The sequence below is a fragment of the Stenotrophomonas maltophilia genome, from assembly GCF_001274595.1.
GTDB classification, from domain to species: Bacteria; Pseudomonadota; Gammaproteobacteria; order Xanthomonadales; family Xanthomonadaceae; genus Stenotrophomonas; species Stenotrophomonas forensis.
In genome coordinates this window covers 585,916-608,359 of record NZ_CP011010.1, presented here as the reverse complement: position 1 = coordinate 608,359, position 22,444 = coordinate 585,916, and the positions used below count along the sequence as shown (strand labels likewise).

Genomic DNA, 22,444 nt, shown 5'->3' with positions numbered 1-22,444 from the left:
CCACCTGCCTTCATCTGCGGATGCGCTCAGCGCCCTTCGGATGCACTCGCTTCCAGTTTGACTGGCAGGATCCGGCGCAGCCTGGGGTCATCCAGTTGTGCTTTCAGCTTGGCAGCATCCGGGTAAGGCAGTTCGCGTTCGCCCACCTGCAGCGCGGCCGGATCACCCGTGACCAGATAGCGCGTGGCATTGTCCTGCTGCACGCGGCTCTCCGCGGCAAACGCCCGGATCCTGCGGAAGTCCTTGCCCACCTGGCTGAGCGGAGCGCCCACGACCACCAGCGCGAACATGACCACCGCGGCACGCGCGGCGCTGCGCAGGCCCGAGCGCGGCAGCAGGCCCCAGAGCTGCAACGCGAACCACGCGTTGCCGAATACGCCGGGTACGAAGAGATCGGTGTAGCGCGGCGCCGGGGAACCCATTTCATGCCCGCGACCATAGGCAATCGCCAAGGCCTGCAGCACGGTCCAGGCACAGAATCCGGCCATCGCCACATCGGTCCGGGTGGCCTGCCGGCGTAGCAGCATGCGCGTGATCATCACCACACCCGGCAGCCATACGATGGCCACCCAGCCGTTCGAGCGCCCCGGCCACGACAGCACGCGGGTGGTCGCAAGGAACAGCTCTCCAAGCGACTGCGCGCGCAGCATTCCGTTGGCATCGATGACCGGAATCGCCCGATAGGCGACCACCGCCAACACCGCCAGCACCGCTGTGGCGCACAACGCCGGCGCACGCTTGCCGGGCAGGCAGAGGCAGGCGATCACGCAGGTGGCGCCCACCGCGACAGCGGTCAGCATGCCCGAGGCCATGGTGACCGCCGCCAGCACACTCAGCGCCATCGCCGCCAACAACGCGGGGATGCTCTGGTGATGGCGCGCCACCAGCCCGACAGCCACGATGCTGGACAGGACCAGGAAGTAGAACTGGCTCTGGAAGCCCACCAGGAGGTTCTCCCAGGAGAACGGCAGGATCGACATCAGCAGTGCGAATGCAACCAGCAACCTGCGCCCACCCACGACGCCACTGTCACGCAGCGCGTGCCAGACCAGCGTCGCCGGGATGAAGCAGGCCACCACGGCGCTGATGCGGGCTTCGTAGACGTTGTTCCACTGTCCGGTCAGGAAGAACGACAGCAACGCAACCAGGCGGGTCGGGAAGATACGGTGTTCATTGTGCGGTTCCAGCAATGTGCTCCATTGCAGGGTTCCATGCAGCCAGGGTTGCAGCGCGGTCGCGCCCTCGCCGTCCCACTGGTCCCAGAAGGGCATCGGCGTACTGAAGAACTGGACGTAAAGAAGCCGCACCAGCAATGCGACCAGCGCGACGCCTGCGACCACGGCAAATGGAGGCAATCCGCTTCGTACCGCGGGCCCTGCGGGCACTCTGCTCATGAAATCCTTCTCGTCGGCGATGACCATGCCGCGCGATGGTGGGGCTATTTCCGGGAGCTGTCAAAGAGAGCGCGGGCTGCGGACTGCGTCCGCGCACGCGCCCCATTGCGGCTTCCCGCCTCAGTTGCGAGGCAACGCGATCTCGTCGATCACCCGCGCCAGACCGGCCTGCCAACTGGGCAGCTCGATAGCGAAATCCTGCTGGATCCGGCGGTTGTCCAGCACCGACCATGCCGGACGCTGCGCCGGGGTCGGATAGTCCGAACTCGGAATGGCCTCCACCACCGGCGCACGGTCCAGCAGCCCCTTCGCCAGCGCCTCGGCGAAGATCGCCTCGGCGAATCCATGCCAGCTGGTCTGGCCCGTGGCGGTCAGGTGCCAGGTGCCGGACAACGGGCCCGGGTGCTGCAATGCCAGCGCAGTGACATCGGCGATCAGTGCCGCCGGCGTCGGCGTGCCGATCTGATCGGCCACCACCCGCAGCCGGTCGCGCTCGGCGCCCACCCGCAGCATGGTGCGCAGGAAGTTCGCACCGTGCGCGGCATACACCCACGCCGTGCGGAAGATCAGGTGGCGCCCGCCCGCTGCACGCACCGCATCCTCGCCATCGCGCTTGCTGGTGCCATACACGCCCAGCGGTGCAGTAGGCTCGTCCTCGTGGTACGGCCGTGTGCCGCGTCCATCGAATACGTAGTCGGTGGAGTAGTGCACGAACGGCACACCCCGCAGCGCACACCAGCGCGCGATCACGCCCGGTGCCAGCGCATTGGCCGCAAAGGCCGCGCCTGCGTCCTGTTCGGCGCGGTCCACTGCCGTATAGGCCGCCGCATTGACCACGATCGATGGCTGCAGCCGATCCAGCAATGCCAACAGACTGTCTGGCTCGCTGAAGTCGGCCCTCTCGCAGGAACGGCCGTCGGGCAGCGTGCCGCTGCGCGTGGTTGCAATCACCGTACCCTGCGGCGCCAATGCGCGCAGCAGTTCCTGGCCCACCTGGCCGTTGCCGCCGAACACCAGCAGCTTCATGGCGTATAGGCCGGCAATCGGTCTTCGGCAATATCCTTCAGGAACGGCGCATCCTCATCCTTGGCCGACAGGATCGGATCGCTGATCGGCCAGTCCACCGCGATATCGGCGTCGTCCCAGCGCACAGCAGCATCGGCTTCCCTTACGTACACGTCGGTACAGAGATAGTGGAACAGCGCAGTCTCGGACAGCACCGCGAAACCGTGGGCGAAACCTTCCGGAATCCAGAACTGGCGCTTGTTGCCGGCACTCAGGATCACTGCCTCCCAGCATCCAAACGTCGGTGACCCGCGTCGGATGTCCACGGCTACATCGTAGACCTCACCTTCCAGCACGCTGACCAGCTTGCCCTGCGGGCGCGGCCACTGGTAGTGCAGGCCACGCAGCACGCCCTTGCTCGAGGACGAAACATTGCTCTGCACGAACCGGTCGGGCAACCCAAGCGCACCGAATCGCGATGCGTTCCAGCCTTCGAAGAAAAAACCGCGCGAATCACCGAACACCATCGGCTCAAGCACCACGCATCCCGGCAGGCGGGTCTGAATCACTTTCACGGAACCACCCCACGCAATGCCAGCTTGTTCAGGTACTGGCCGTAGCCATTCTTGATCAACGGGGCCGCCAGCGCCTGCAGCTGTTCGGCCGAGATCCAGCCCTGCCCGAACGCCACTTCCTCCGGGCAGCATACCTGCAGGCCCTGGCGGGTCTGGATGGTCTCGATGAAGTTGGAGGCTTCCAGCAGCGACTGGTGGGTGCCGGTATCGAGCCAGGCATAACCGCGGCCCAGTGCTTCCAGATGAAGCGTGCCGTCGGCCAGGTAGCGCTTGTTGAGATCGGTGATTTCCAGCTCGCCACGCGACGAAGGCCGGAGCTCGGCGGCATAGTCACTGGCGTTGCCGTCGTAGAAGTAGAGGCCGGTAACCGCATAGTTGGAACGCGGGTTTGCTGGCTTCTCCACCAGATCGACTACCTTACCGCCCCTGTCGAACTCGGCCACGCCGTAGCGCTCGGGGTCATTCACCCAGTAACCGAACACGGTCGAACCGTCCACGCGCTCGTCGGCGCGCTTGAGCAGTTCACGTAGACCGTGGCCATGGAAGATGTTGTCGCCCAGCACCAGGCAGCTCGGCTTGCCGGCCACGAAATCGCGGCCAATCAGATAGGCCTGTGCCAGCCCATCAGGGCTGGGCTGCACTGCGTACTGGATGTCCATGCCCCACTGCGAACCGTCGCCCAGCAACTGCTGGAACAGCGCCTGCTCATGCGGCGTGTTGATGATCAGTACTTCACGGATGCCCGCCAGCATCAGCACGCTGAGCGGGTAGTAGATCATCGGCTTGTCGTACACCGGCAGCAGCTGCTTGCTGACACCCTTGGTGATCGGATACAGCCGGGTGCCGGAGCCACCGGCCAGGATGATGCCTTTGCGTTGCGTCATGCAGGTTTCCTGTTCAATGCCGTCGGTTCAGGCAGAGGTGCCAATGCGCTGCAGGCGGTAGCTGCCATCCAGCACGCCGTTCACCCACTCCTGGTTGTCCAGGTACCAGTCAACGGTGAAGGTGATGCCCTGCTCGAAGGTGTAGGCCGGCTCCCAGCCGAGGTCGTTCTTCAGCTTGGAGGCGTCGATCGCATAGCGGCGGTCGTGCCCCGGACGGTCGGCCACGTAGGTGATCTGGCTGCTGCGCGGCTGGCCATCGTCGCGCGGGCGGCGTGCATCGAGCAGCGCGCAGATCGCCTGCACCACTTCGATGTTCTGCTTCTCCGAATTGCCACCGACGTTGTAGGTCTCGCCGACCTGCCCCTTGGCCAGCACCGTGCGGATCGCTTCGCAATGATCGGTGACGAACAGCCAGTCACGCACCTGCCTGCCATCGCCGTACACCGGAAGCGGTTCGCCGGCCAGCGCCTTGGCGATCACCAGCGGAATGAGCTTTTCCGGGAAATGATAGGGGCCGTAGTTGTTGGAGCAATTGGTGGTCAGCACCGGCAGCCCGTAGGTGTGATGGAACGCACGCACCAGGTGATCCGATGCGGCCTTGGACGCCGAGTACGGCGAATTGGGCGCATACGGGGTGGTTTCACTGAACTTGCCAGTCTCGCCCAGCGTGCCATACACCTCGTCGGTGGACACGTGCAGGAAGCGGAATGCAGCGGCCTCGTCGGCCGGCAGTCCCTTCCAGTAGTCACGCACCGCTTCCAGCAGGCCCAGGGTGCCCACCACGTTGGTCTGGATGAATGCGCCGGGACCGTCGATGGAACGATCCACGTGGCTTTCCGCAGCGAAGTTGAGCACCGCGTCGGGCCGGTGCTCGGCCAGCAGGCGGGCAACCAGGTCGCGATCACCGATATCACCCTGCACGAAGACGTGGTTGGCGTCGCTGTCCAGGCTGGACAGGGTCTTCAGGTTGCCGGCATAGGTGAGGGCGTCAAGATTGATCACCTTGATGCCACGTGCGACCGCTTCCAGCACGAAGTTGCCGCCGATGAATCCGGCGCCGCCGGTGACAAGCCATGTGGGCACTACCCGTTCTCCTGTTCAGATTTCACCTCGGCCCTGGAGCCTTCCGGCAGCGGGAGAGGATACATCGGCGGCTCCTTCACGACTGCCTGTCGGCCATGAACGGAACAGGTGGACACCGCCCGGAATGCCGCATTGCAACAAAACCATACGCATTCGCATGGTGCCCCGCCACCCGCTAGAATCGGGGTCCCACCCCCGAACCGGTTGCTGTTGCAGGACCGGATGTTCCCCCAGCAAATGTGAGCCGGCCAGCGGCCGGCACTACAAGGACCCCGTACCAGATGAAAATCCTCGTCGCGTACAAGCGCGTGGTGGACTACAACGTCCGCATTCAGGTCAAGCCGGACGGTTCCGGCGTGGTCACCGACGGCGTCAAGCTGTCCCCCAACCCCTTCGATGAAATCGCGTTGGAAGAAGCCCTGCGCCTGCGCGACAAGGGCATCGCCAGCGAAGTCGTGGTTGCGACCATCGCACCGGCCGACGCCCAGGCGCACCTGCGCAATGGCCTGGCCATGGGCGCGAACCGCGCCATTCACGTCGTCACCGACCAGGCCATCCAGCCGCTGACCGCCGCCCGCACCCTGCTCAAGCTGATCGAGAAGGAACAGCCGGACCTGGTGATCCTGGGCAAGCAGGCGATCGACGACGACGCCAACCAGACCGGCCAGATGCTGGCCACGCTCTGGGGCCGTCCGCAGGCGACCTTCGCCAGCAAGCTGGACATCGCCGACGGCAAGGCCACGGTCACCCGCGAGGTCGATGCCGGCCTGGAAACCCTCGAAGTGGACCTGCCGGCGGTGGTCACCACCGACCTGCGCCTGAACGAGCCGCGCTTCATCAAGCTGCCGGACATCATGAAGGCCAAGGCCAAGCCGCTGGAGAGCCTGCAGCTGGCCGACCTCGGCGTTGAAGCCGCCGATACCTTCAAGACCACCCAGTACGCCGCGCCATCCAAGCGCAGCAAGGGTGTGATGGTCAAGGACGCGGCCGAACTGGTTGCCGCACTCAAGCAGAAGGGGCTGCTGTAATGAGCAAGATTCTCGTCATCGCCGAGCACCACGACGGCAAGCTCAACGCCGCCACCGCCAAGACCGTCAGCGCCGCCGCCGCCATCAGCGGTGCCAGCATCGACGTGCTGGTGCTGGCCGCCGATCCGGCCGCCGTCGCTGCGGAAGCGGCGAAGATCGCCGGCGTCGCCAAGGTCCTGACCGTGGCCAACGCCGCCAATGCACAAGCCATCGCCCAGGTGCTGGCGCCGCAGATCGCACAGCTGGCCAAGGGCTACACCCACGTGTTCGGCCCGTCGACCACCTTCGGCAAGGACCTGATGCCCTGCGTGGCCGCCCTGCTTGGCGTCAACCAGGTCTCCGACCTGATGAGCGTCGAAGGCAGCCACACCTTCAAGCGCCCGATCTACGCCGGCAACGCAATCATCACCGTCGAAGCCCCGGCCGACCAGGTCGTGGTCGCCACCGTGCGTGCCGCGTCGTGGCCGGAAGCGGCCCAGGGTGGCAGTGCCGCTATCGAAGCGGCCAGCGTCGACGCCCCGCTGCCGGCCCACACCCGCTTCGTCGGCCTGGCCGCCGGTGCCAGCGACCGCCCGGACCTGCAGAGCGCCAAGCGCGTGGTCTCCGGTGGCCGTGGCGTCGGCTCGGAAGAGAACTTCAAAGTCATCTTCCAGTTGGCCGACAGGCTCGGCGCCGCCGTCGGTGCTTCGCGCGCCGCGGTCGATGCCGGCTATGTGCCCAGCGACCTGCAGGTCGGCCAGACCGGCAAGATCATCGCGCCGGAGCTGTACGTGGCCGTCGGCATCAGCGGTGCCATCCAGCACCTGACCGGCATCAAGGACGCCGGCACCATCGTGGCGATCAACAAGGACGGTGACGCGCCGATCTTCGAGATCGCCGACATCGGCCTGGTGGGGGACCTGTTCACGATCCTGCCAGAGCTGGAAGCGGCGCTGGGCTGAGCCCGGCAGAAGCAAGGGACCGCATAATCAACGGGTTATGCGGTCCTTTCCGATTGTTTTGGCCGGCACGGATGCTGGACAGGATTACCCGCCCCGACGGAGCCTGTCGCTATAATCGGCGGTCACCCCAGTAAGGACCGCATTGATGACGCTCCCGTGTTTCAAGGCCTATGACATCCGTGGCCGGGTTCCGGATGAACTCGACGCCAACCTGGCCAAGCGCATCGGCGCCGGCACGGCGGCATTGCTGGGGCCAGGACCGGTCATCGTCGGCCATGACATCCGCCTGAGCAGCCCGGAGCTGCTGCAGGCCGCGATCGAAGGCCTCACCGCAAGTGGCCGCGATGTCATCGACATCGGCCTGTGCGGCACCGAGGAAGTGTACTTCCAGACGTTCCACCGCCAGGCCGCCGGCGGCATCATGGTTACTGCCAGCCACAATCCGATGGATTACAACGGCATGAAGCTGGTACGCGAACAGTCCAAGCCGATCAGCGGCGATACCGGCCTGTTCGACATCCGCGACTTCGCGGCCTCCGACGCACCGCTGGGCAACGGCCACGGCACGGTCAGCCAGGACGCCGACAAATCGGCCTACATCCAGCACCTGCTCGGCTACATCGACGTCGCCAGCCTGAAGCCGCTGAAGATCGTCACCAACGCTGGCAACGGTGGTGCCGGCCTGGTAATCGACGCACTGGCCCCGCACCTGCCCTTCGAATTCATCCGCATCCAGCATGAGGCCGACGGCAGCTTCCCCAACGGCATTCCCAACCCGCTGCTGCCGGAAAACCGCGCGGCCACCCGCGACGCGGTGCGCGAACACGGTGCCGACTTCGGCATCGCCTGGGATGGCGACTTCGACCGCTGCTTCTTCTTCGACGCCGATGGCAACTTCATCGAGGGCTACTACCTGGTCGGCCTGCTGGCCACCGCGCTGCTCGCGCGCCAGCCGGGCGGCAAGATCATCCATGACCCGCGCCTGACCTGGAACACCATCGAGCAGGTACAGCAGGCCGGTGGCGTGCCGATCATGAGCAAGACCGGCCATGCCTTCATCAAGGAACGCATGCGCGCCGAAGATGCGATCTACGGCGGCGAGATGAGTGCGCACCACTATTTCCGCGATTTCGCCTACTGCGACTCCGGCATGATTCCCTGGTTGCTGATTGCCGCACTGGTCTCGCAGACCGGTACTCCGCTGGGCGAACTGGTCGCGGACCGGGTGAAGGCCTTCCCCTGCAGTGGCGAGATCAACTTCCGCGTGGAAGACGCCAAGGCGACGGTGGCCCACGTCCTGGCCCATTACCAGGCCGACGCACCGCTGCTGGATCATACCGACGGCGTCAGCGCCGAGTTCGCCGACTGGCGCTTCAATCTGCGCAGCTCGAACACCGAACCACTGCTGCGCCTGAACATTGAAACCCGAGGCGACGCCGTGCTGCTGGCGCGACGCACCCAGGAACTTACCGCCCTGATCGGCGGCAGCCCGGCTCATCATTAAGTTAAGTAAGGAAGGACTCCATGCTCCCCATCGTCCCCGTCATTCTCTCCGGTGGTTCCGGCACGCGGCTGTGGCCGCTGTCGCGCGAAGCCTATCCCAAGCAGTTCCTGCCGCTGGTCGGCGACGACACCATGCTGCAGGCGACCTGGAAGCGCGTCGCCGCGATTGCGGGCAAAGCGCCGATCGTGGTTGCCAACCAGGAACACCGCTTCATGGCGGCCGAACAGCTGCGCGAATGCAATGTCCAGCCGCAGGCGCTGATCCTGGAGCCGGTTGGCCGCAACACCGCGCCGGCCATCGCCATCGCCGCCCTGCAGGTCCTGGCTGGCAACGATGACGCTTTGCTGCTGGTCCTGCCCTCGGACCACGTGGTCCGCAACGAGAAAGCCTTCCATGCCGCTGTGGCCCAGGCCGCGGTGGCTGCCGACGCCGGCAAGCTGGTCACCTTCGGCATCGTGCCGACGGCGCCGGAAACCGGCTATGGCTATATCAAGGCCGCCGCCGGCGAAGGCGCGCGTGGTGTCGAACGTTTCGTGGAGAAGCCGGACCTGGCCACCGCCGAAGGTTACGTGGCCTCGGGCGAGTATTTCTGGAACAGCGGCATGTTCCTGTTCAAGGCGTCACGCTACCTGCAGGAGCTGGAGAAGCTGCAGCCGGCGATCCTGGCCGCATGCCGCGAGGCCCTGGCCAAGGCAGCCAGCGACAGCGACTTCGTGCGCCTGGACGCCGACGCGTTCGCCGCCAGCCCAAGCGATTCGATCGACTACGCGGTGATGGAAAAGACCGGCGATGCCGCCGTGGTCGCCCTGGATGCCGGCTGGAACGACGTCGGCTCGTGGTCCGCGCTGTGGGACGTGTCCGACAAGGATGCCGATGGCAATGCCTGCCACGGCGACGTCATCGCCCTGGATTGCCGCAACAGCTATGCCTATGGCAACCGCCTGATCGCAATGGTCGGCCTGGAGGACGTGGTTGTAGTGGAAACGGACGATGCCGTGTTCGTCGGCCACAAGGACCGCGTGCAGGACGTCAAGGCGATCGTTGGCCAGATCAAGCGCGACGGCCGCAGCGAAGCAGCTGCGCACCGCAAGGTCTACCGTCCCTGGGGCGCGTACGATTCGATCGACAACGGTGCCCGCTTCCAGGTCAAGCGCATCACCGTCAAGCCCGGCGCGACGCTGAGCCTGCAGATGCACCATCATCGCGCCGAACACTGGATCGTGGTGAGCGGCACCGCCGAAGTCACCCGCGGCGACGATGTGATCCTGTTGACGGAGAACCAGAGCACCTACATTCCGCTGGGCGTTACCCATCGCCTGAAAAACCCAGGCAAGCTGCCGCTGGAGCTGATCGAAGTGCAGTCGGGCAGCTATCTTGGCGAAGACGACATCGTTCGCTTCGAAGACCAGTACGGCCGCGCCAACTGAGCGCGGTCCTGCCTGGAAACCGGCCCCGGTCGATGATCAACAGACCTGTATTGGGAGATATGCAATGCTGAAGGAATATCTACGACGCTTCGTCCAGCACCTGCTGGGTTCCTTCCTGTTCGACGCACCGGGGCTGGTGCAATGCAAGATGTTCGTGCTGCGCCGCTTCTTCGATATCGGCGCCAATTCGTACGTTTCCTATCGGGCCATGCTGGTGTCTCCGCACAGCACCCGGCATGCGCACTTCAGCATGGGCCGCAACGTAGGCGTTGAGCACGACTGCGAGCTGGACTACTCCGGCGGATTGAAGATCGGCAATGACGTCTGGATCTCCGAAGGCGTATTCATTGCCACCCATGGCCATCGGATCAAGACACGAGCGCTCAAGAAGGAGCAACCGGTGGATTTCACCGGCCTGACCATCGGCGACGATGCCTGGCTTGGCGCGCGTGCCGTGATCCTGCCCTCGGTCAACCGGATTGGCACCGGTGCGGTGATCGGCGCATGCTGCGTGGTCACCAAGGACGTCGAAGACTGGGCCGTGGTGGTTGGCAATCCGGCCCGCGTGATCGGCTACCGCAACTGATGCGGTAGCCGACCGTTTCGCTGCACCTGCTGGTTCTCAGCGGTGCAGGCCCATTACATCCATTTCGTTGATGCGGCGGATCGCGCTGTCGAAATCGATGCCGATGGTATCGAGGTACCACTTGATCGACTGCGGACGCGGGCGATTCTCGGTGTACACCGCCGAGATCGCCTCCTCGCGGGTCATCATCCCTTCGCGGATCTGATTGCTGCGGAACGTGTCGAACTCCGAGAATCCACGCGCGGTCATGTAGATGTAGTTGTAGAACGGCGCGGTGCCGTCGCCGATGCGCCAGGTACTGTCCGTGTCCGGTGCCAGCTCCCAGTCATACTGGTTGAGCAGCACGTCGTTGACTTCGTTCTCTTCCCAGATCATGTGGTCGAAGATGAAGTAGAAGTCGCGGCGTGGTTCAACGTAGTAGGCGAGGAAAGCGCCCATCGTGTCCAGCAACGACGTATTGATGTAGCCAGGATTGGTCAGGAAGCGACTGCCGTAGTAGGCCGCCAGGTGCAGCTTGCGGCTCATCGACAGATAATCGACGCGGCTCTTGTCGAAGTCCGGGCTGACACCGCAGAAGCCCGACTTGAAATCGGTGTTCTCCAGCGGATTGGCGCTCCACAGGTCCAGCGAAATTCCGGTCTGCCGCTTGAGCTGGTTGACGATGCGGAAGAAGTGCTTGTCGCCAGCCATGAACAGCGGGACCATGCCCAGATCGGGCTTCTTCAGCCACGCCGCCACGTTCTTGCGGACATTCTCGCGCTTCTGCTTGATGTCCGCCGAGACCAGGATGTTCTGCACTCCCAGCTGGCCGCACATGCGCGCCACATTACGACGGGCCAGGTCGGTCACCATGCCCCAGTCGTAGGTGAAGGTGATCGGGTTCAGGCCGAACTCGTGCTTGATCAGGTGCAGGCCATAGCTGCTGTCACGGCCGCCGCTGAAGGGTACCAGCACGTCCGGACGACCATTGCCGCGGCGGTAACCGGCCAGCGACTCGATGAAATCGTGCTTGGTCTTGACCGGATGCATGCCCGCATAGCGCGGCTTGTAGGAGCGGCAGTAATTGCACACGCCTTCGCCATCGAAGGCGATGAACGGGAAGGTCTCCGGCAGGATGCAGCGGCTGCAGCGACGCAGCTTCTTCAGATTGTCTTCGTTGTAGCGCAGCAGCGAGAAGTCCGCACTGCCAACGGCCAGCACCGGCGTTGCGGGGCGGGCCGGAGCGGCCTGGTGGGCGCTCACCGGGGTTGGGTACACCTGCACGCCAGCATCGGCCGCGGCCGCGGTGGCCTCGTCGAGACGGAAGGCGGCTGTGCCGAGGTTGTTGATGCCCACACCCAGCGCGGTCTGCGGTTCCAGCCAACGTACAGCGGGAACCGCTGCTTCTCCATGGATGTGCTTGACCACGTTGTCCAGGATGTACTGCTCGGAGGCAAACACCAGCACGCCCTGGCGTTCGTCCAGATGGAAATACAGGTCGCCGGTGTTGGTTGCCAGCACCAGGCGATCGGTCTGTCCATGCACCCAGGCGATCGACGCAGCGCCCTTGAGCAGGGCGAAAACATCGGCAGTGGCCTTGGCCGGTGTGGAGGCACCGCCATGCTGGGCGAGGAACGCGCCCATGAACTCGGTGTCAACTTCGGCGTGGCGCTGCAGCTCCGAGTGGGACGCCCACAGCTCATCCACGTTGACGACGATACCGTTGTGGATCAGCGTCACGCCTTCACGGCTGACCGGCTGGTTGTTCTGTGGCAGCGCCGAGGTACCGTTGGTGACCAGGCGCGAATGTGCGATCACGGCCAGCGACGCACCGACCTTCTCAGCCTCGAAGGCAGCGGCCAGCGCCTGCATGATCGACGCGTACTCCGGCGACTTCATCAGGTCGGTCGCGCGATCAGCCGACTTCAGCCCCCACGATGCGCGCTGGTCGGGAACATAGGCATGGATGCCCGATGATTCCTTGCCGCGCGTCTCGGACAGCTTGAAAAGTTCAGAAAGCGTCGACTGCAGTCTGGAGTGGGAGAAAGCGGCATCCTTGCGGAGCACCAGACCGAAAATTCCGCACATGATTATGCCTCGATACGATTTGTAATTAGATTCCAGGAGTACAGGCGCCGCACCATCAACATCAACACGAGCACGCCGAAGACGTAGCTCAGTGCGGTTCCAAGCGCAGCACCCTCGATCCCCAACCACGGAATGAATATAACATTCAGGATTGCATTGACGATCACCACCGACAGCTGCTGCAGGGTCTGCAGCCCCGGGGAGCCGCCCAGCAGCGGCAGCTGGTCGAAGGGAATGAACGGCGCCACCGAAGTCAGCCCGAGGAGCAGGATGATCAGCGGCAACATGCCCTCTTCCAGCCCCTTGCCGCTCATCACGTAGGTGATGGTGAACCAGTACGCGAACACCACGCCCAAGGCCAGCAGAACCGCCAACGGATACAGGTAGCGTAGAGCCTTGTTGAGCAGCATGCGACAGGTCGACCAGTCACGGTCGCGGCTGGCGTTCACCAGGATCGGGTTCAGGTTGACCCGGATCAGGTGCCAGACCTGGTAGAGCCCATCGATCAGGATCGCGCCGAAGCTGTAGATGCCAGCCGCGCGGTCGGTCAGGAAGAAGCCGATCAGGATGACGTCCACGCGAGAGTTGAGCTCGACGAACGTATTGGACAACAGGCTCCTGGCACCGAAGCTGGCGTGGCGCCCGATCCATACCCGCCGCACGCGCATGCCCTGCAGCATCCGGCGCGACCACAGATAGCCCAGCGCGGCTACGGTGGTGACGACCTCGGCGACGAGGAAGCAGTACAACACCTTGTCGATACTGGCCGAAGTCATCGAGACCACCGCCACCCAGGCCATCACGACCAGATAGCGCAGCGATTGCAGGACAGCGAAGGCCTTCATCAACTGCAGGCCGTTGAGCAGGCCCAGCAGGGTCTTGCTCAACGGGAACAGCAGCAGCCCATACGCCACGTTGCGCACGCCCAGGGCAGTGTCCGGGCTGTCGAACCACTTGCCCAGGGCCGGTGCAGCCAGCACCAGCAGCGCGGCGCCGACTACGCCGGCAAGCGCCGAAAGCAGCAGCCCGCTACCGGCCAGGCTGCGCCCTTCCTCGGCATCACCGCTGTAATGGGCGGCGTTGCGCATGATCGAGTTGTGGATACCGAACACGGTCAACTGCGATGCGACGACGTACACCGCGTACGCCTGGTTGAAAACACCCAGATCGCTGGCGCTGCGGAAGCCGGCGATCATCAGGTTGATGGCGATCCCGCTGACGGCCAGGATCACCAGACTCGCGGCCGTCCAGGACAGATTGCTCGCGAGGGTCTTCAACAGGGCGGACGGCGAGATGCTCACGGGTCGATCGGATCCGGCGCCTGGCGATGGGTCACGTCACGATGGGTGATGGGCGGATTCAGATGGCGGTTGGCCTGGTAATCGAACCAGAACGCAAAGCCGATGGCATTGAAGGAGATGCTGAAGGAGAACAGCGTCACCAGGAACGACATCTCCGGCATGCTGCCCTGCGTGAACCACAGCAGGATGGTACGCACCAGGAACAGCAGGCCAACCAGCGCAGTCGCACCGCCGAAGGCATAGAAGAACACCAGCGGATGGAAGTCGCGGATGATGTACTTTTCCTTCAACCGGTAGAAGAACAGGCGCACGATCAGCCAGCCGATGCTGAAGAGCACCTTGCGCACGCGGATACCGGATTTTTCGCCGACGTTGTAGACCGGCTCGACCGGCACGTCGACCACGCGCATCTCGGCGATGTTCAGCCGCACCAGCAGATCGTTCGGCTGGCCATAGCGCTTGTACATGTGGTCCCAGTCGATCGCAGCCAGCGCCTTGGCGTTGATCGCCGTATAACCTGTCTGCGAATCGGCAACGCCCCAGTAGCCGGATGCGATCTTGGTCAGCAGGGACAGGGCCGAGTTGCCGAAGAAGCGGATCTTCGGGATGCGCTTGAAGGCTTCGCCAGTCACCAGGCGATTACCCTTGGAGTAGTCGGCCACATCGTTGATCACCGGCGCGAGAATGGCCGGCATGTCGAGCGGATTCATCTGGCCGTCGCCCGCCATCACCACCGACACGTCGATACCGTTGTCGCGGCTCCACTTGTAGCCGGTTGCGATTGCCCCGCCGACGCCCTGGTTCACTTCGTGCTCGATCAGCACGACGCGCCCGCTGGCGTATTCCGGCGTGGCGCGGACCACGTCGGAAGTGCGGTCCGTACTGGTGTCGTTGACGATGACGATGTAGTCGACATAGTCAGGCATGGTGTCGATGACGCGCTTGATCTGCGTCTCTTCGTTGTGTGCCGGCACCACGACACTGATACGGTTGTTCTGGTACATACGCGGGTCTCGCAAGAAAGTGGAGCGATGGTCGGGATCAGTCGCGGAGGGCCGCGCGCAGCTGCTCGATGATGTAATCCTGTTGCGTCTCATCGAGGTCGGCGGACATCGGCAGGCTCATGACGCGCTGCGCCACCCGCTCGGAGTTCGCCAGAGAGGACGCGATGCGGCAGCGGTCGCGGTACGCAGGCTGCTGATGCAGGGGCACCGGGTAGTGCACAGCGGTCGGCACGTTCGCCGCAGTGAGGCGCTCAACCACCTTGGCGCGATCATCGACCTGCACGGTGAACTGCCCCCAGACCGAACTGTTGCCTTCGCGCAGGCTCGGCAACTCGCAGCCCTGCAGGCCAGCCAACGCCTGCAGGTAGCGTCCAGCCACGTGCTGGCGGCGCTCGCATTCGAAGTCGAACCGGCCGAGCTTGGCCAGCACGATCGCGCACTGCAGGGTATCCATGCGCCCACCCACGCCCACGCGGGTGTGGTAGTAGCGGCGCTCCTGGCCATGCACACGGATCTCGGCCATCGCCTTTGCCAGCGCGGCGTCGTCAGTGAAGATCGCACCGCCGTCGCCGTAGCAGCCCAGCGGCTTGCTGGGGAAGAAGCTGGTGCACGCGATGCGCGACACGTTGCAGCTTGCCTTGCCGCGGTAGGTCGCACCGAAACTCTGCGCCGCATCCTCGATCACGGTGATGCCGGGATGACGGGCGGCGATCGCGTTGATCGCATCCATGTCCGCAACCTGGCCGTACAGCGACACCGGGATGATGGCCTTGGTACGCGGGGTGATGGCCGCCTCGATCAGGTTCGCATCGATGTTGCAGGTGTCCGGCTCGACATCGACGAACACCGGAACCGCGCCGAGCAGGGCAATCACTTCAGCGGTTGCCACGAAGGTGAACGAGGTGGTGATGACCTCATCGCCTGCGCTGACGCCGATCGCCATCAGCGCGATCAGCAGGGCTTCAGTGCCCGAAGCAACCGAGATGCAGTGCGGCGCACCGGTGCGGGCTTCCAGCGCCTGCTCCATCTCGCGAACCTCGGGCCCCATGATATAGCGCCCGTGCTCGAGCACCTTGGCGATGCGCGCGTCCACATCCTGTTTCAGGGCGCGGTACTGCGCGGCCAGGTCGATAAACTGAATTTCCATGTCACTCCTAGAAAAAGGCAGGCTCAGGCAGCCGCGCACTTACGCTCAGGCATCGAGCAACGCGCAGGACGCATCGTCGACCAGGTAACGGCGGTCGCAGTGCGCGCACGTCACCGTTCCGGTCCCTGGCAGCCGCTCGCCGCACAGGCACATCCAGCCCGCCCGGCGAGCCGGAACCCCGACCATCAGGGCGAACGGCGCAACATCGCGGTTGACCACCGCTCCGGCACCGACGAAGGCGTGCTCGCCCACGGTAACGCCACAGACGATCGTGCAGTTGGCGCCGAGCGTGGCTCCCCGGCGCACCAGGGTCTGCCGGTACTCGGCCTTGCGGTTGACCGCCGAGCGGGGGTTGTAGACGTTGGTGAAGACCATGCTGGGGCCACAGAACACGTCATCCTCCAGCCGCACCGCGTCATAGACCGACACGTTGTTCTGGATCTTGACGTTGTTGCCGATCACCACGTCGTTACCGACGTACACGTTCTGGCCGAACGAGCAGTCGTTGCCGATCTGCGCGCCAGCGGACACATGCGCCCAATGCCAGACGCGGCTGCCATCGCCGATGCGCGCACCCTCATCAACGATCGCGGTTGGATGGATGAACAGGGCCATGTCAGTACTCCAGTGGCAGTGCGACCCGCTTGCCATCGCGCGCGGACATGTAGGCAGCAATCAGGACTTCCAGCGACTTCAGCCCTTCGCGGCCGTCGGTCTCCGGCTCGGCTTCGCCGCGCAGCACCTGGATCACGTTGTCGTAGTACAGCGGATGGCCAAAGCCGTAGACCGAGGTGGTTTCGTAGCTGGCGCTGGCCACGGCTTCGTCGTCCGGATCGGATTCGGCGAACTGCCACTGCTGGATCTCGTTCACCGCCACGCCGCCGATGCGAACGGTGCCCTTCTCACCGATGATGGTGATGCTGCCCTCCAGGTTCTGCGGGTAGGTCAGCATGGTCACGTTGACCGAACCCAGCGCACCGGAGCGCCAGCGCAGGCCGATTACGCCGGAATCCTCGACCTCGATGTTGCGGGCAAGGGTTGCGGTATAGGCCTGCACGCTTTCCAGCGGCCCGCCCAGCCATTCCAGCAGGTCCACGTAGTGGCTGGCCTGGTTCATGAAGGCGCCGCCATCGAACTCCCACGTCCCGCGCCACGATGCACTGTCGTAGTACGACTGCGGACGGGTCCAGAACACGTTGATGTTGATCATGTAGAGGCGGCCGAAGCGGCGCTTCTCCATCGCCCGCTTGAGCAGCTGCAGCGTGGCATTACGGCGGTTCTGCTTCACCACGAACAGGCGCACGCCGGCTTCGTCGCACGCCTTGACCATCCGCACGCCGTCCTGCAGGCGGGTAGCCATCGGCTTTTCGGTCATCACATGCTTGCCGGCGGCAGCGATTTCCACTGCCTGCTCCGGATGCAGGCCGCTGGGGGTGGTCAGCACGACGATGTCGGCCGTCGTGCTGGCCAGCATGTCGCTCAGCTTGCGGTGGCCAACGGCGCCGGTGTCTTCGACGGCCTTCTGCAGCGCGGCCGGGTCGACGTCGCAGACATCGGTCAACTCGATGCGATCAGCATGCTGGCGCATGGCATTGATGTGGGACTGGGCAATGCGGCCACAGCCGACCAGGGCGAACCGGATCTTCCTGTCCAGCACAGGCGGGGTAAATACGCGCATGATTCAGGCCTTTACGATGTTATCGGCGCTTTCCAGGAAGCGGCCACGGGAGTCCACCAGCACCGACGCGTGCTGCTTGATCAGCGCATAGTCGAACTTGTCGTGGTCGGTCGCCAGCAGCACGCAGTCGTAGCTGCTGAGGGTGTCGGCGGTGATGTCCACGCTGGACAGCTCGAACTGGTGCTCGCGCATCTTCGGGAACACCGGAATATGCGGATCGCTGTAGGACACTTCCGCACCGAGATCGCGAAGCTTCTCCATCAATACCACCGACGGCGACTCACGCATGTCGTCCACGTTCTTCTTGTAGGCGATACCCAGCACCAGCACGCGGCTGCCGTTGATCGCCTTGCGGCGCAGGTTCAGCGCCAGCAGAGTCTTGGAAATCACGTAGTCGGGCATCGACGAATTGATTTCGCCCGCCAGCTCGATGAAGCGCGTATGCACGCCGTACTCGCGCGCCTTCCAGGTCAGGTAGAACGGATCGATCGGGATGCAGTGCCCGCCAAGGCCCGGACCCGGGTAGTAGGCGACGAAGCCGAACGGCTTGGTCGCAGCAGCACGGATGACCTCATGGATGTCGATGCCCATGCGATCGGCGGCCACCTTCATCTCATTGACCAGGCCGATGTTGACGGCGCGGTGGATGTTCTCCAGCAGCTTGGTCATTTCCGCGGCACGCGCCGAACTGACCGGAACCACGCGGTCGATCACCTGGCCGTACAGCGCCAGGCCGACATCGAGGCACGGCGCGGTCACGCCGCCGCAGACCTTGGGGATCGAGCGCGTGCTGAAGTTCGGATTGCCCGGATCTTCGCGTTCGGGCGAGAACACCAGGAAGTAGTCTTCGCCGATGGTGAAGCCCTGCGACTCTACGCGGGGCTTGAGTTCCTCATCGGTGGTGCCCGGGTAGGTGGTGCTTTCCAGCGACATGATCTGGCCGGCGCGCAGGTGCGGCAGCAGCGCGTCGACCGTACCGACCACGAAGCTCAGATCCGGCTCACGGAACTTGGTCAGCGGGGTCGGTACGCAGATGATCAGGGCATCGACGTCCTTCGCCCGCGCGTAGTCGGTGGTCGCTTCGGCGCCACTGGCGAACGCCTTGGCGATGTCCGCCGAATCGATGTGCTCGATGTAGCTGCGCCCGGAAGACAGCATCTCGATCTTGGACGGATCGATATCGAATCCGACGACCTTGTAGCCGACTTCGCTGTAGCGCAGCAGCAGCGGCAGGCCCACGTAGCCCAGCCCGACGATGCCGATCGTGGCCGTCTTGGAATCCAGGCGTTCAATCAGTTGCTTGTTCATTCTTTGATCTCGATCTCACTGATGCTGATGCCGAGCACGCGCGCGTCGTTCGCGCTTTGTGCCTGCTGTGGCGAAATGGCGTCCGGCAGGTCGAAGTCCACCGTCAGCGATCGCTTGTCGGTGTTGCCCACTGGAATCTGCAGCCGCTGGGTGTCGTTACCCGGTGCGAACTCGAACTGCTGGGGTGCACCGCCGTTGACCGATACACCGACACGCTGCTTGCGCCCGTTTGGCAGGTAGGCGGTGGCCTGGATTTCCACGGTGCTGGCCGAATGCCCCTCAGGCAGCGTGCAGGTGTAGCTCGCACGCTTGCCATCGGTCCAGCGGCCATGCGTCTCGGGGCTGCTGAAACCGTTCAGGCCCTTGACCAGGATTGCACCGTCGGTGGCCAGGCCGAGCTCGTCCGTGCAGCTCGCGTTGGCGACACGGTCGAAGGTGCTGGTATCGATCCGATACAGATTGATTTCCACTTCGGCCTGCTTGAAGCGCAACGGCAGCAGCAACCGCGAACGCGATGTAGGCTGGAACATGTTCCCGGCCTGAGCGTGCTCGCTGTTGCTCATGTACCCCTGGCGGAACGGGACACGCTCGACCAGTTGCTCCTGCAGCGCGCTCGGCCGCTGGTTGGTCAACAGGTACAGGCGCCCCCCCTTCTGGTGCGCGTTGGCTTCCAGGCGATGCCAGGTACCGGTGTCGAAAGGCAGTGGAACAGAGCCACGGCCGGTGATGGAAAACACGTTCAGGTTATAGGTGACCCGCAGGCCGACCAGCTGCGCATCATCCAGCCCGGAGGCGATGATGATGTCATTGGGGCTGACAAGCTCGGCAATACGCTCGAAGAACCGAGGATCTTCGCCTTCGTCGTGGTTGTACTGCGCAATGGAGAACACCAGGAAGAACAAGCACTGGAACGCGGTAATCGCGATGGCCAGGCGGCGCCAGCGGCCGTCCCACAGGTAGGCGATCACGCCGGCGGTGAGGATCAGCGAGTACGGCAGCATGTCGCCAGCCAGGTAACGGCCGTAGTAGTACAGGTACGGGATGGCGGGCTGGGTCAGCACGGCCGCCCAGACCAGCACCAGGAACAGCAGCCCGAACTTGGCTGCGCCGGACCAGGCGATCCGGAACGCCGGCAGCAGCAGCAGCAGCGCTACGCCCAGCGGCGACAGCATCTGCGCCAGGCGGTAGATGGCGTGGTAGCGGACCAGGAAAGGATCAGTGCCGACCGGCACCGTCCACGGGAATGGCGCCAGCGAGCCGGTCTGGTACAGGGCAACGACGCTGGGAATCGAGGCCAGCAGTGCCAGCGGAAGCAGCCAAGTGACCTTGCCGGACCAGCGCAGGATCTGGTCATTGAGGCGTTCCAGCACGGCCAGGGTGGGGCGGCGCGCCACCACGTAGGCAAGCAGGCCCAGTACGACCAGCCCCAGGCCAGCGGCCATCAGTGCGGCAAGCTTCTTCAGCTTGTCCAGGTGGCCTTCGACCATCCCTCCATAGAGGATCGGCTGGTAGTAGCGGTAGAACGCCATGCTCAGGAGGAAGGTGATCACCAGCGATGCCGGGAACACCATCATCACCACGCGACGGCTCCACGGCTGGCGGATGGCAATCAGCGCATAGGCGAACAGCAGGCCCATGAACGGGATGTACAGGAAGAACTGCATGCGGGTATAGAACAACCCGTTGAAGCACAGGACCGCAATCAGCAGGAACAACCAGCGCTTGCCCCGTGCAACCTCGAAACATGCCTTGGCGAAGAACAGGAAGCCGTTGACCGTGAATGCGAACGCCACCATCTCGGTGACCGGAAACTTGGCGAAGAAAACCAGCGCGGGATTCAACGCGAGGAAGGCGGCAGCCAGCCCTGCCGCGCGCCGACTGCCAAACAGCAGCAGCGCCAGGTAGTAGCCACCGGCTATTCCCAGCGCGGCAAACAGCAGCAGCGATGCCGTATGGTAATTCTGTCCGAACGCCCAGGTGGACATTGCCATCCACGCCGGGTGCAGTGGGTAGAACGCAACCACATAGCGCGAGCGCACCGGATCGACCAGATCGACAGCGGCCATCGGCGCGCTGTCATACATCCGCAGCTCCTCGCCGCTCAGCGAGGCGCGGAATTCATCGGTGTAGTCCAGCGCCTTGGCTCGCAGCAGCTGTGCTGACATGTTGGTGTACAGGCCCTGGTCCTGACCGGCCTTCAGGTGCGGATCCAGATCCGATCGCAGGAACAGCGCCAGCGCGGCGATGGCGACGAAGCCAATTCCGAGCTTGGGCAGGGACCAGCGGATGCGTACCCGGAATACCGCCAGCATTGCCGCCGTGAGCAGCGTGGCCAGCAGCAGCAGCAGCGGAACATCGAACCTGCGCAGGCAAATCAGCGCGATCGCAAGCACGCTTGCCAGCGACACCCAAAGGACCGTCAACGTATAGGGAGAAATCAGGGAATTCCGGTTTTCCTCCCCCACCCCGCCCACCGCGCGGGAACTGCCTGATACCGCCATATGTAACTCTTCTCCGTTCAGCAAGGCTGGGCCGCGTCCAGATTGCGGCATGTGTCATGGTCCCGTGAGGTTCTGTGGGAACCCCCGGACCGGGCGGTCGATGAGCAGGACGACCCACGCCGTCCTGGCGACCTCCGGAAAGCGGTCAATCTTACAGGTGCTGGCTGGATAAACCGACAGCCGGGCCTAGTTTAAGGCATCTGGACGGAGCCCAAGGGCGTGCGCGGCTTCGCGCCACCGCCTGGCCCGCCGGGCCGTGGCGTTCGGGGCGCCCGCGGGATATTATCCCGCAGTTGTTCCCAGCCACCCAAGATCCTGCCAACCCGCTGGAAGCGGGTCGGTCGACCCCGACAACCCAGCTCCTAGAGCACCCCATGACCACCAACATTTCAAAGATTGCGCTGCCCCTGATTCTCGCCTCGTCGCTGATGCTGACGGCCTGCTCGAATGACAGCCAGGCGCCTGCGGCGGCTGAGGGCGCAGCGCCTGCGGCGGCGGTGAAGGAGAACCCGCAGCTGACTCACGAACAGGTCTCAAGCAACATCGAGCAGGTCGGCAGCACCGCGTACAACGCCGCTGACGATACCCTGACCGTCAAGCTTAAGATCAGCAACAAGGGCACTGCTGCCTGGCCGACTTCGGGCACCAACCCGGTTACCGTTGGCGTGGTTCAGCTGCTCGACCCGGCGCCGGGCACTGCCGAGCCGGCCCGTGGCGAGGAAGCTCGCGTTCCCATGACTGGCGACGTGCAGCCGCACGCCGAGACTGAAGTAACTGCGGTCGTTCCAGGTGACTTCGCTGCCGGTCACAAGGTGCGGTTCGAGCTGCTGCAGGAAGGCGTGGCTTGGTTCGGCTACAACTTCCAGCAGCCGGTCCTGGTGCTGGGCCCGTTCGCACGCTGCGCCGACGGCAAGGGCCTGTGCGACGACAAGGGCGCACCGATCGCGGCTGCCACCCCGTAATTGTACTGATCGCCTGAAAAGAACGCCCCGGCAGCACCATTTGCTTCGG

19 protein-coding genes are annotated in these 22,444 nt (G+C 64.2%); 6 read left to right on the top strand and 13 right to left on the bottom strand.

The features are described from left to right. Nucleotides 1-26: 26 nt before the first annotated feature. The 5 genes from VN11_RS02715 to rfbB all read right to left on the bottom strand — a co-directional run bounded on the left by VN11_RS02715 (nucleotide 27) and on the right by rfbB (nucleotide 4,941). Nucleotides 27-1,355, bottom strand: coding sequence for a hypothetical protein (locus VN11_RS02715; protein WP_053448727.1), 1,329 nt, complete (start codon nucleotides 1,353-1,355; stop codon nucleotides 27-29). A 159-nt stretch (nucleotides 1,356-1,514) separates the two neighbouring features. Continuing rightward, nucleotides 1,515-2,420 (bottom strand): dTDP-4-dehydrorhamnose reductase, encoded by a 906-nt coding sequence (gene rfbD / locus VN11_RS02710; protein ID WP_053448726.1) that lies wholly within the window; start codon nucleotides 2,418-2,420, stop codon nucleotides 1,515-1,517. Further along, on the bottom strand, nucleotides 2,417-2,974 hold the full coding sequence (rfbC, locus tag VN11_RS02705; protein ID WP_053448725.1) for a dTDP-4-dehydrorhamnose 3,5-epimerase: 558 nt from the start codon (nucleotides 2,972-2,974) through the stop codon (nucleotides 2,417-2,419). Before rfbC ends, rfbD begins: the two co-directional genes overlap by 4 nt. After that, nucleotides 2,971-3,858, bottom strand: coding sequence for a glucose-1-phosphate thymidylyltransferase RfbA (gene rfbA / locus VN11_RS02700; RefSeq protein WP_053448724.1), 888 nt, complete (start codon nucleotides 3,856-3,858; stop codon nucleotides 2,971-2,973). The genes rfbC and rfbA overlap by 4 nt, the downstream gene beginning before the upstream one ends. A gap of 27 nt (nucleotides 3,859-3,885) precedes the next feature. Beyond that, nucleotides 3,886-4,941 (bottom strand): dTDP-glucose 4,6-dehydratase, encoded by a 1,056-nt coding sequence (gene rfbB / locus VN11_RS02695; RefSeq protein WP_053448723.1) that lies wholly within the window; start codon nucleotides 4,939-4,941, stop codon nucleotides 3,886-3,888. A gap of 281 nt (nucleotides 4,942-5,222) precedes the next feature. Here rfbB and VN11_RS02690 point away from each other — a divergent pair, with 281 nt between their 5' ends. The 5 genes from VN11_RS02690 to VN11_RS22910 all read left to right on the top strand — a co-directional run bounded on the left by VN11_RS02690 (nucleotide 5,223) and on the right by VN11_RS22910 (nucleotide 10,427). Further along, the gene (locus tag VN11_RS02690) at nucleotides 5,223-5,969 is read left to right on the top strand and encodes an electron transfer flavoprotein subunit beta/FixA family protein (protein ID WP_053448722.1); all 747 of its coding nucleotides are present in this window, start codon (nucleotides 5,223-5,225) and stop codon (nucleotides 5,967-5,969) included. Then, entirely contained in the window at nucleotides 5,969-6,910 is a 942-nt protein-coding gene (locus VN11_RS02685) for an electron transfer flavoprotein subunit alpha/FixB family protein (protein WP_053448721.1), read from the top strand. The genes VN11_RS02690 and VN11_RS02685 overlap by 1 nt, the downstream gene beginning before the upstream one ends. A 145-nt stretch (nucleotides 6,911-7,055) precedes the next feature. Continuing rightward, nucleotides 7,056-8,414 carry a phosphomannomutase/phosphoglucomutase gene (locus VN11_RS02680; RefSeq protein WP_049446207.1) on the top strand — a complete coding sequence of 453 codons (1,359 nt, stop codon included), beginning with the start codon at nucleotides 7,056-7,058 and terminating at the stop codon, nucleotides 8,412-8,414. A gap of 20 nt (nucleotides 8,415-8,434) precedes the next feature. Further along, on the top strand, nucleotides 8,435-9,841 hold the full coding sequence (locus VN11_RS02675; protein WP_053448720.1) for a mannose-1-phosphate guanylyltransferase/mannose-6-phosphate isomerase: 1,407 nt from the start codon (nucleotides 8,435-8,437) through the stop codon (nucleotides 9,839-9,841). 64 nt (nucleotides 9,842-9,905) lie between these two features. Then, complete coding sequence (locus VN11_RS22910; protein ID WP_053448719.1) at nucleotides 9,906-10,427, top strand: acyltransferase; 522 nt, start codon at nucleotides 9,906-9,908, stop codon at nucleotides 10,425-10,427. Nucleotides 10,428-10,463: 36 nt separating this feature from the next. On the opposite strand, the gene VN11_RS02665 is transcribed toward VN11_RS22910, so the two are convergent. From VN11_RS02665 to VN11_RS02630, 8 genes are read right to left on the bottom strand one after another with little or no spacing between them, the layout of a single operon-like run. After that, nucleotides 10,464-12,494 (bottom strand): hypothetical protein, encoded by a 2,031-nt coding sequence (locus VN11_RS02665; RefSeq protein WP_053448718.1) that lies wholly within the window; start codon nucleotides 12,492-12,494, stop codon nucleotides 10,464-10,466. A 2-nt stretch (nucleotides 12,495-12,496) separates the two neighbouring features. Further along, on the bottom strand, nucleotides 12,497-13,795 hold the full coding sequence (locus VN11_RS02660; RefSeq protein ID WP_053448717.1) for a lipopolysaccharide biosynthesis protein: 1,299 nt from the start codon (nucleotides 13,793-13,795) through the stop codon (nucleotides 12,497-12,499). Then, entirely contained in the window at nucleotides 13,792-14,799 is a 1,008-nt protein-coding gene (locus tag VN11_RS02655; protein WP_053448716.1) for a glycosyltransferase family 2 protein, read from the bottom strand. Before VN11_RS02655 ends, VN11_RS02660 begins: the two co-directional genes overlap by 4 nt. Before the next feature lie 37 nt (nucleotides 14,800-14,836). Further along, the gene (locus VN11_RS02650) at nucleotides 14,837-15,946 is read right to left on the bottom strand and encodes a DegT/DnrJ/EryC1/StrS family aminotransferase (RefSeq protein WP_274511944.1); all 1,110 of its coding nucleotides are present in this window, start codon (nucleotides 15,944-15,946) and stop codon (nucleotides 14,837-14,839) included. A gap of 45 nt (nucleotides 15,947-15,991) precedes the next feature. Beyond that, nucleotides 15,992-16,561, bottom strand: a complete 570-nt coding sequence (locus VN11_RS02645) for an acyltransferase (RefSeq protein ID WP_053448715.1) — start codon at nucleotides 16,559-16,561, stop codon at nucleotides 15,992-15,994. 1 nt (nucleotide 16,562) lies between these two features. Then, nucleotides 16,563-17,624 carry a Gfo/Idh/MocA family protein gene (locus tag VN11_RS02640; protein WP_053448714.1) on the bottom strand — a complete coding sequence of 354 codons (1,062 nt, stop codon included), beginning with the start codon at nucleotides 17,622-17,624 and terminating at the stop codon, nucleotides 16,563-16,565. A 3-nt stretch (nucleotides 17,625-17,627) separates the two neighbouring features. Further along, a complete protein-coding gene (locus VN11_RS02635; RefSeq protein ID WP_053448713.1) occupies nucleotides 17,628-18,932 on the bottom strand; it encodes a nucleotide sugar dehydrogenase in 1,305 nt (434 codons plus the stop codon). Continuing rightward, nucleotides 18,929-21,340 carry an ArnT family glycosyltransferase gene (locus VN11_RS02630; RefSeq protein ID WP_053448712.1) on the bottom strand — a complete coding sequence of 804 codons (2,412 nt, stop codon included), beginning with the start codon at nucleotides 21,338-21,340 and terminating at the stop codon, nucleotides 18,929-18,931. The genes VN11_RS02635 and VN11_RS02630 overlap by 4 nt, the downstream gene beginning before the upstream one ends. Before the next feature lie 467 nt (nucleotides 21,341-21,807). Between VN11_RS02630 and VN11_RS02625 the strand changes: the two genes are divergently transcribed. Then, nucleotides 21,808-22,395 carry a hypothetical protein gene (locus VN11_RS02625; protein WP_053448711.1) on the top strand — a complete coding sequence of 196 codons (588 nt, stop codon included), beginning with the start codon at nucleotides 21,808-21,810 and terminating at the stop codon, nucleotides 22,393-22,395. Nucleotides 22,396-22,444: the final 49 nt, after the last annotated feature.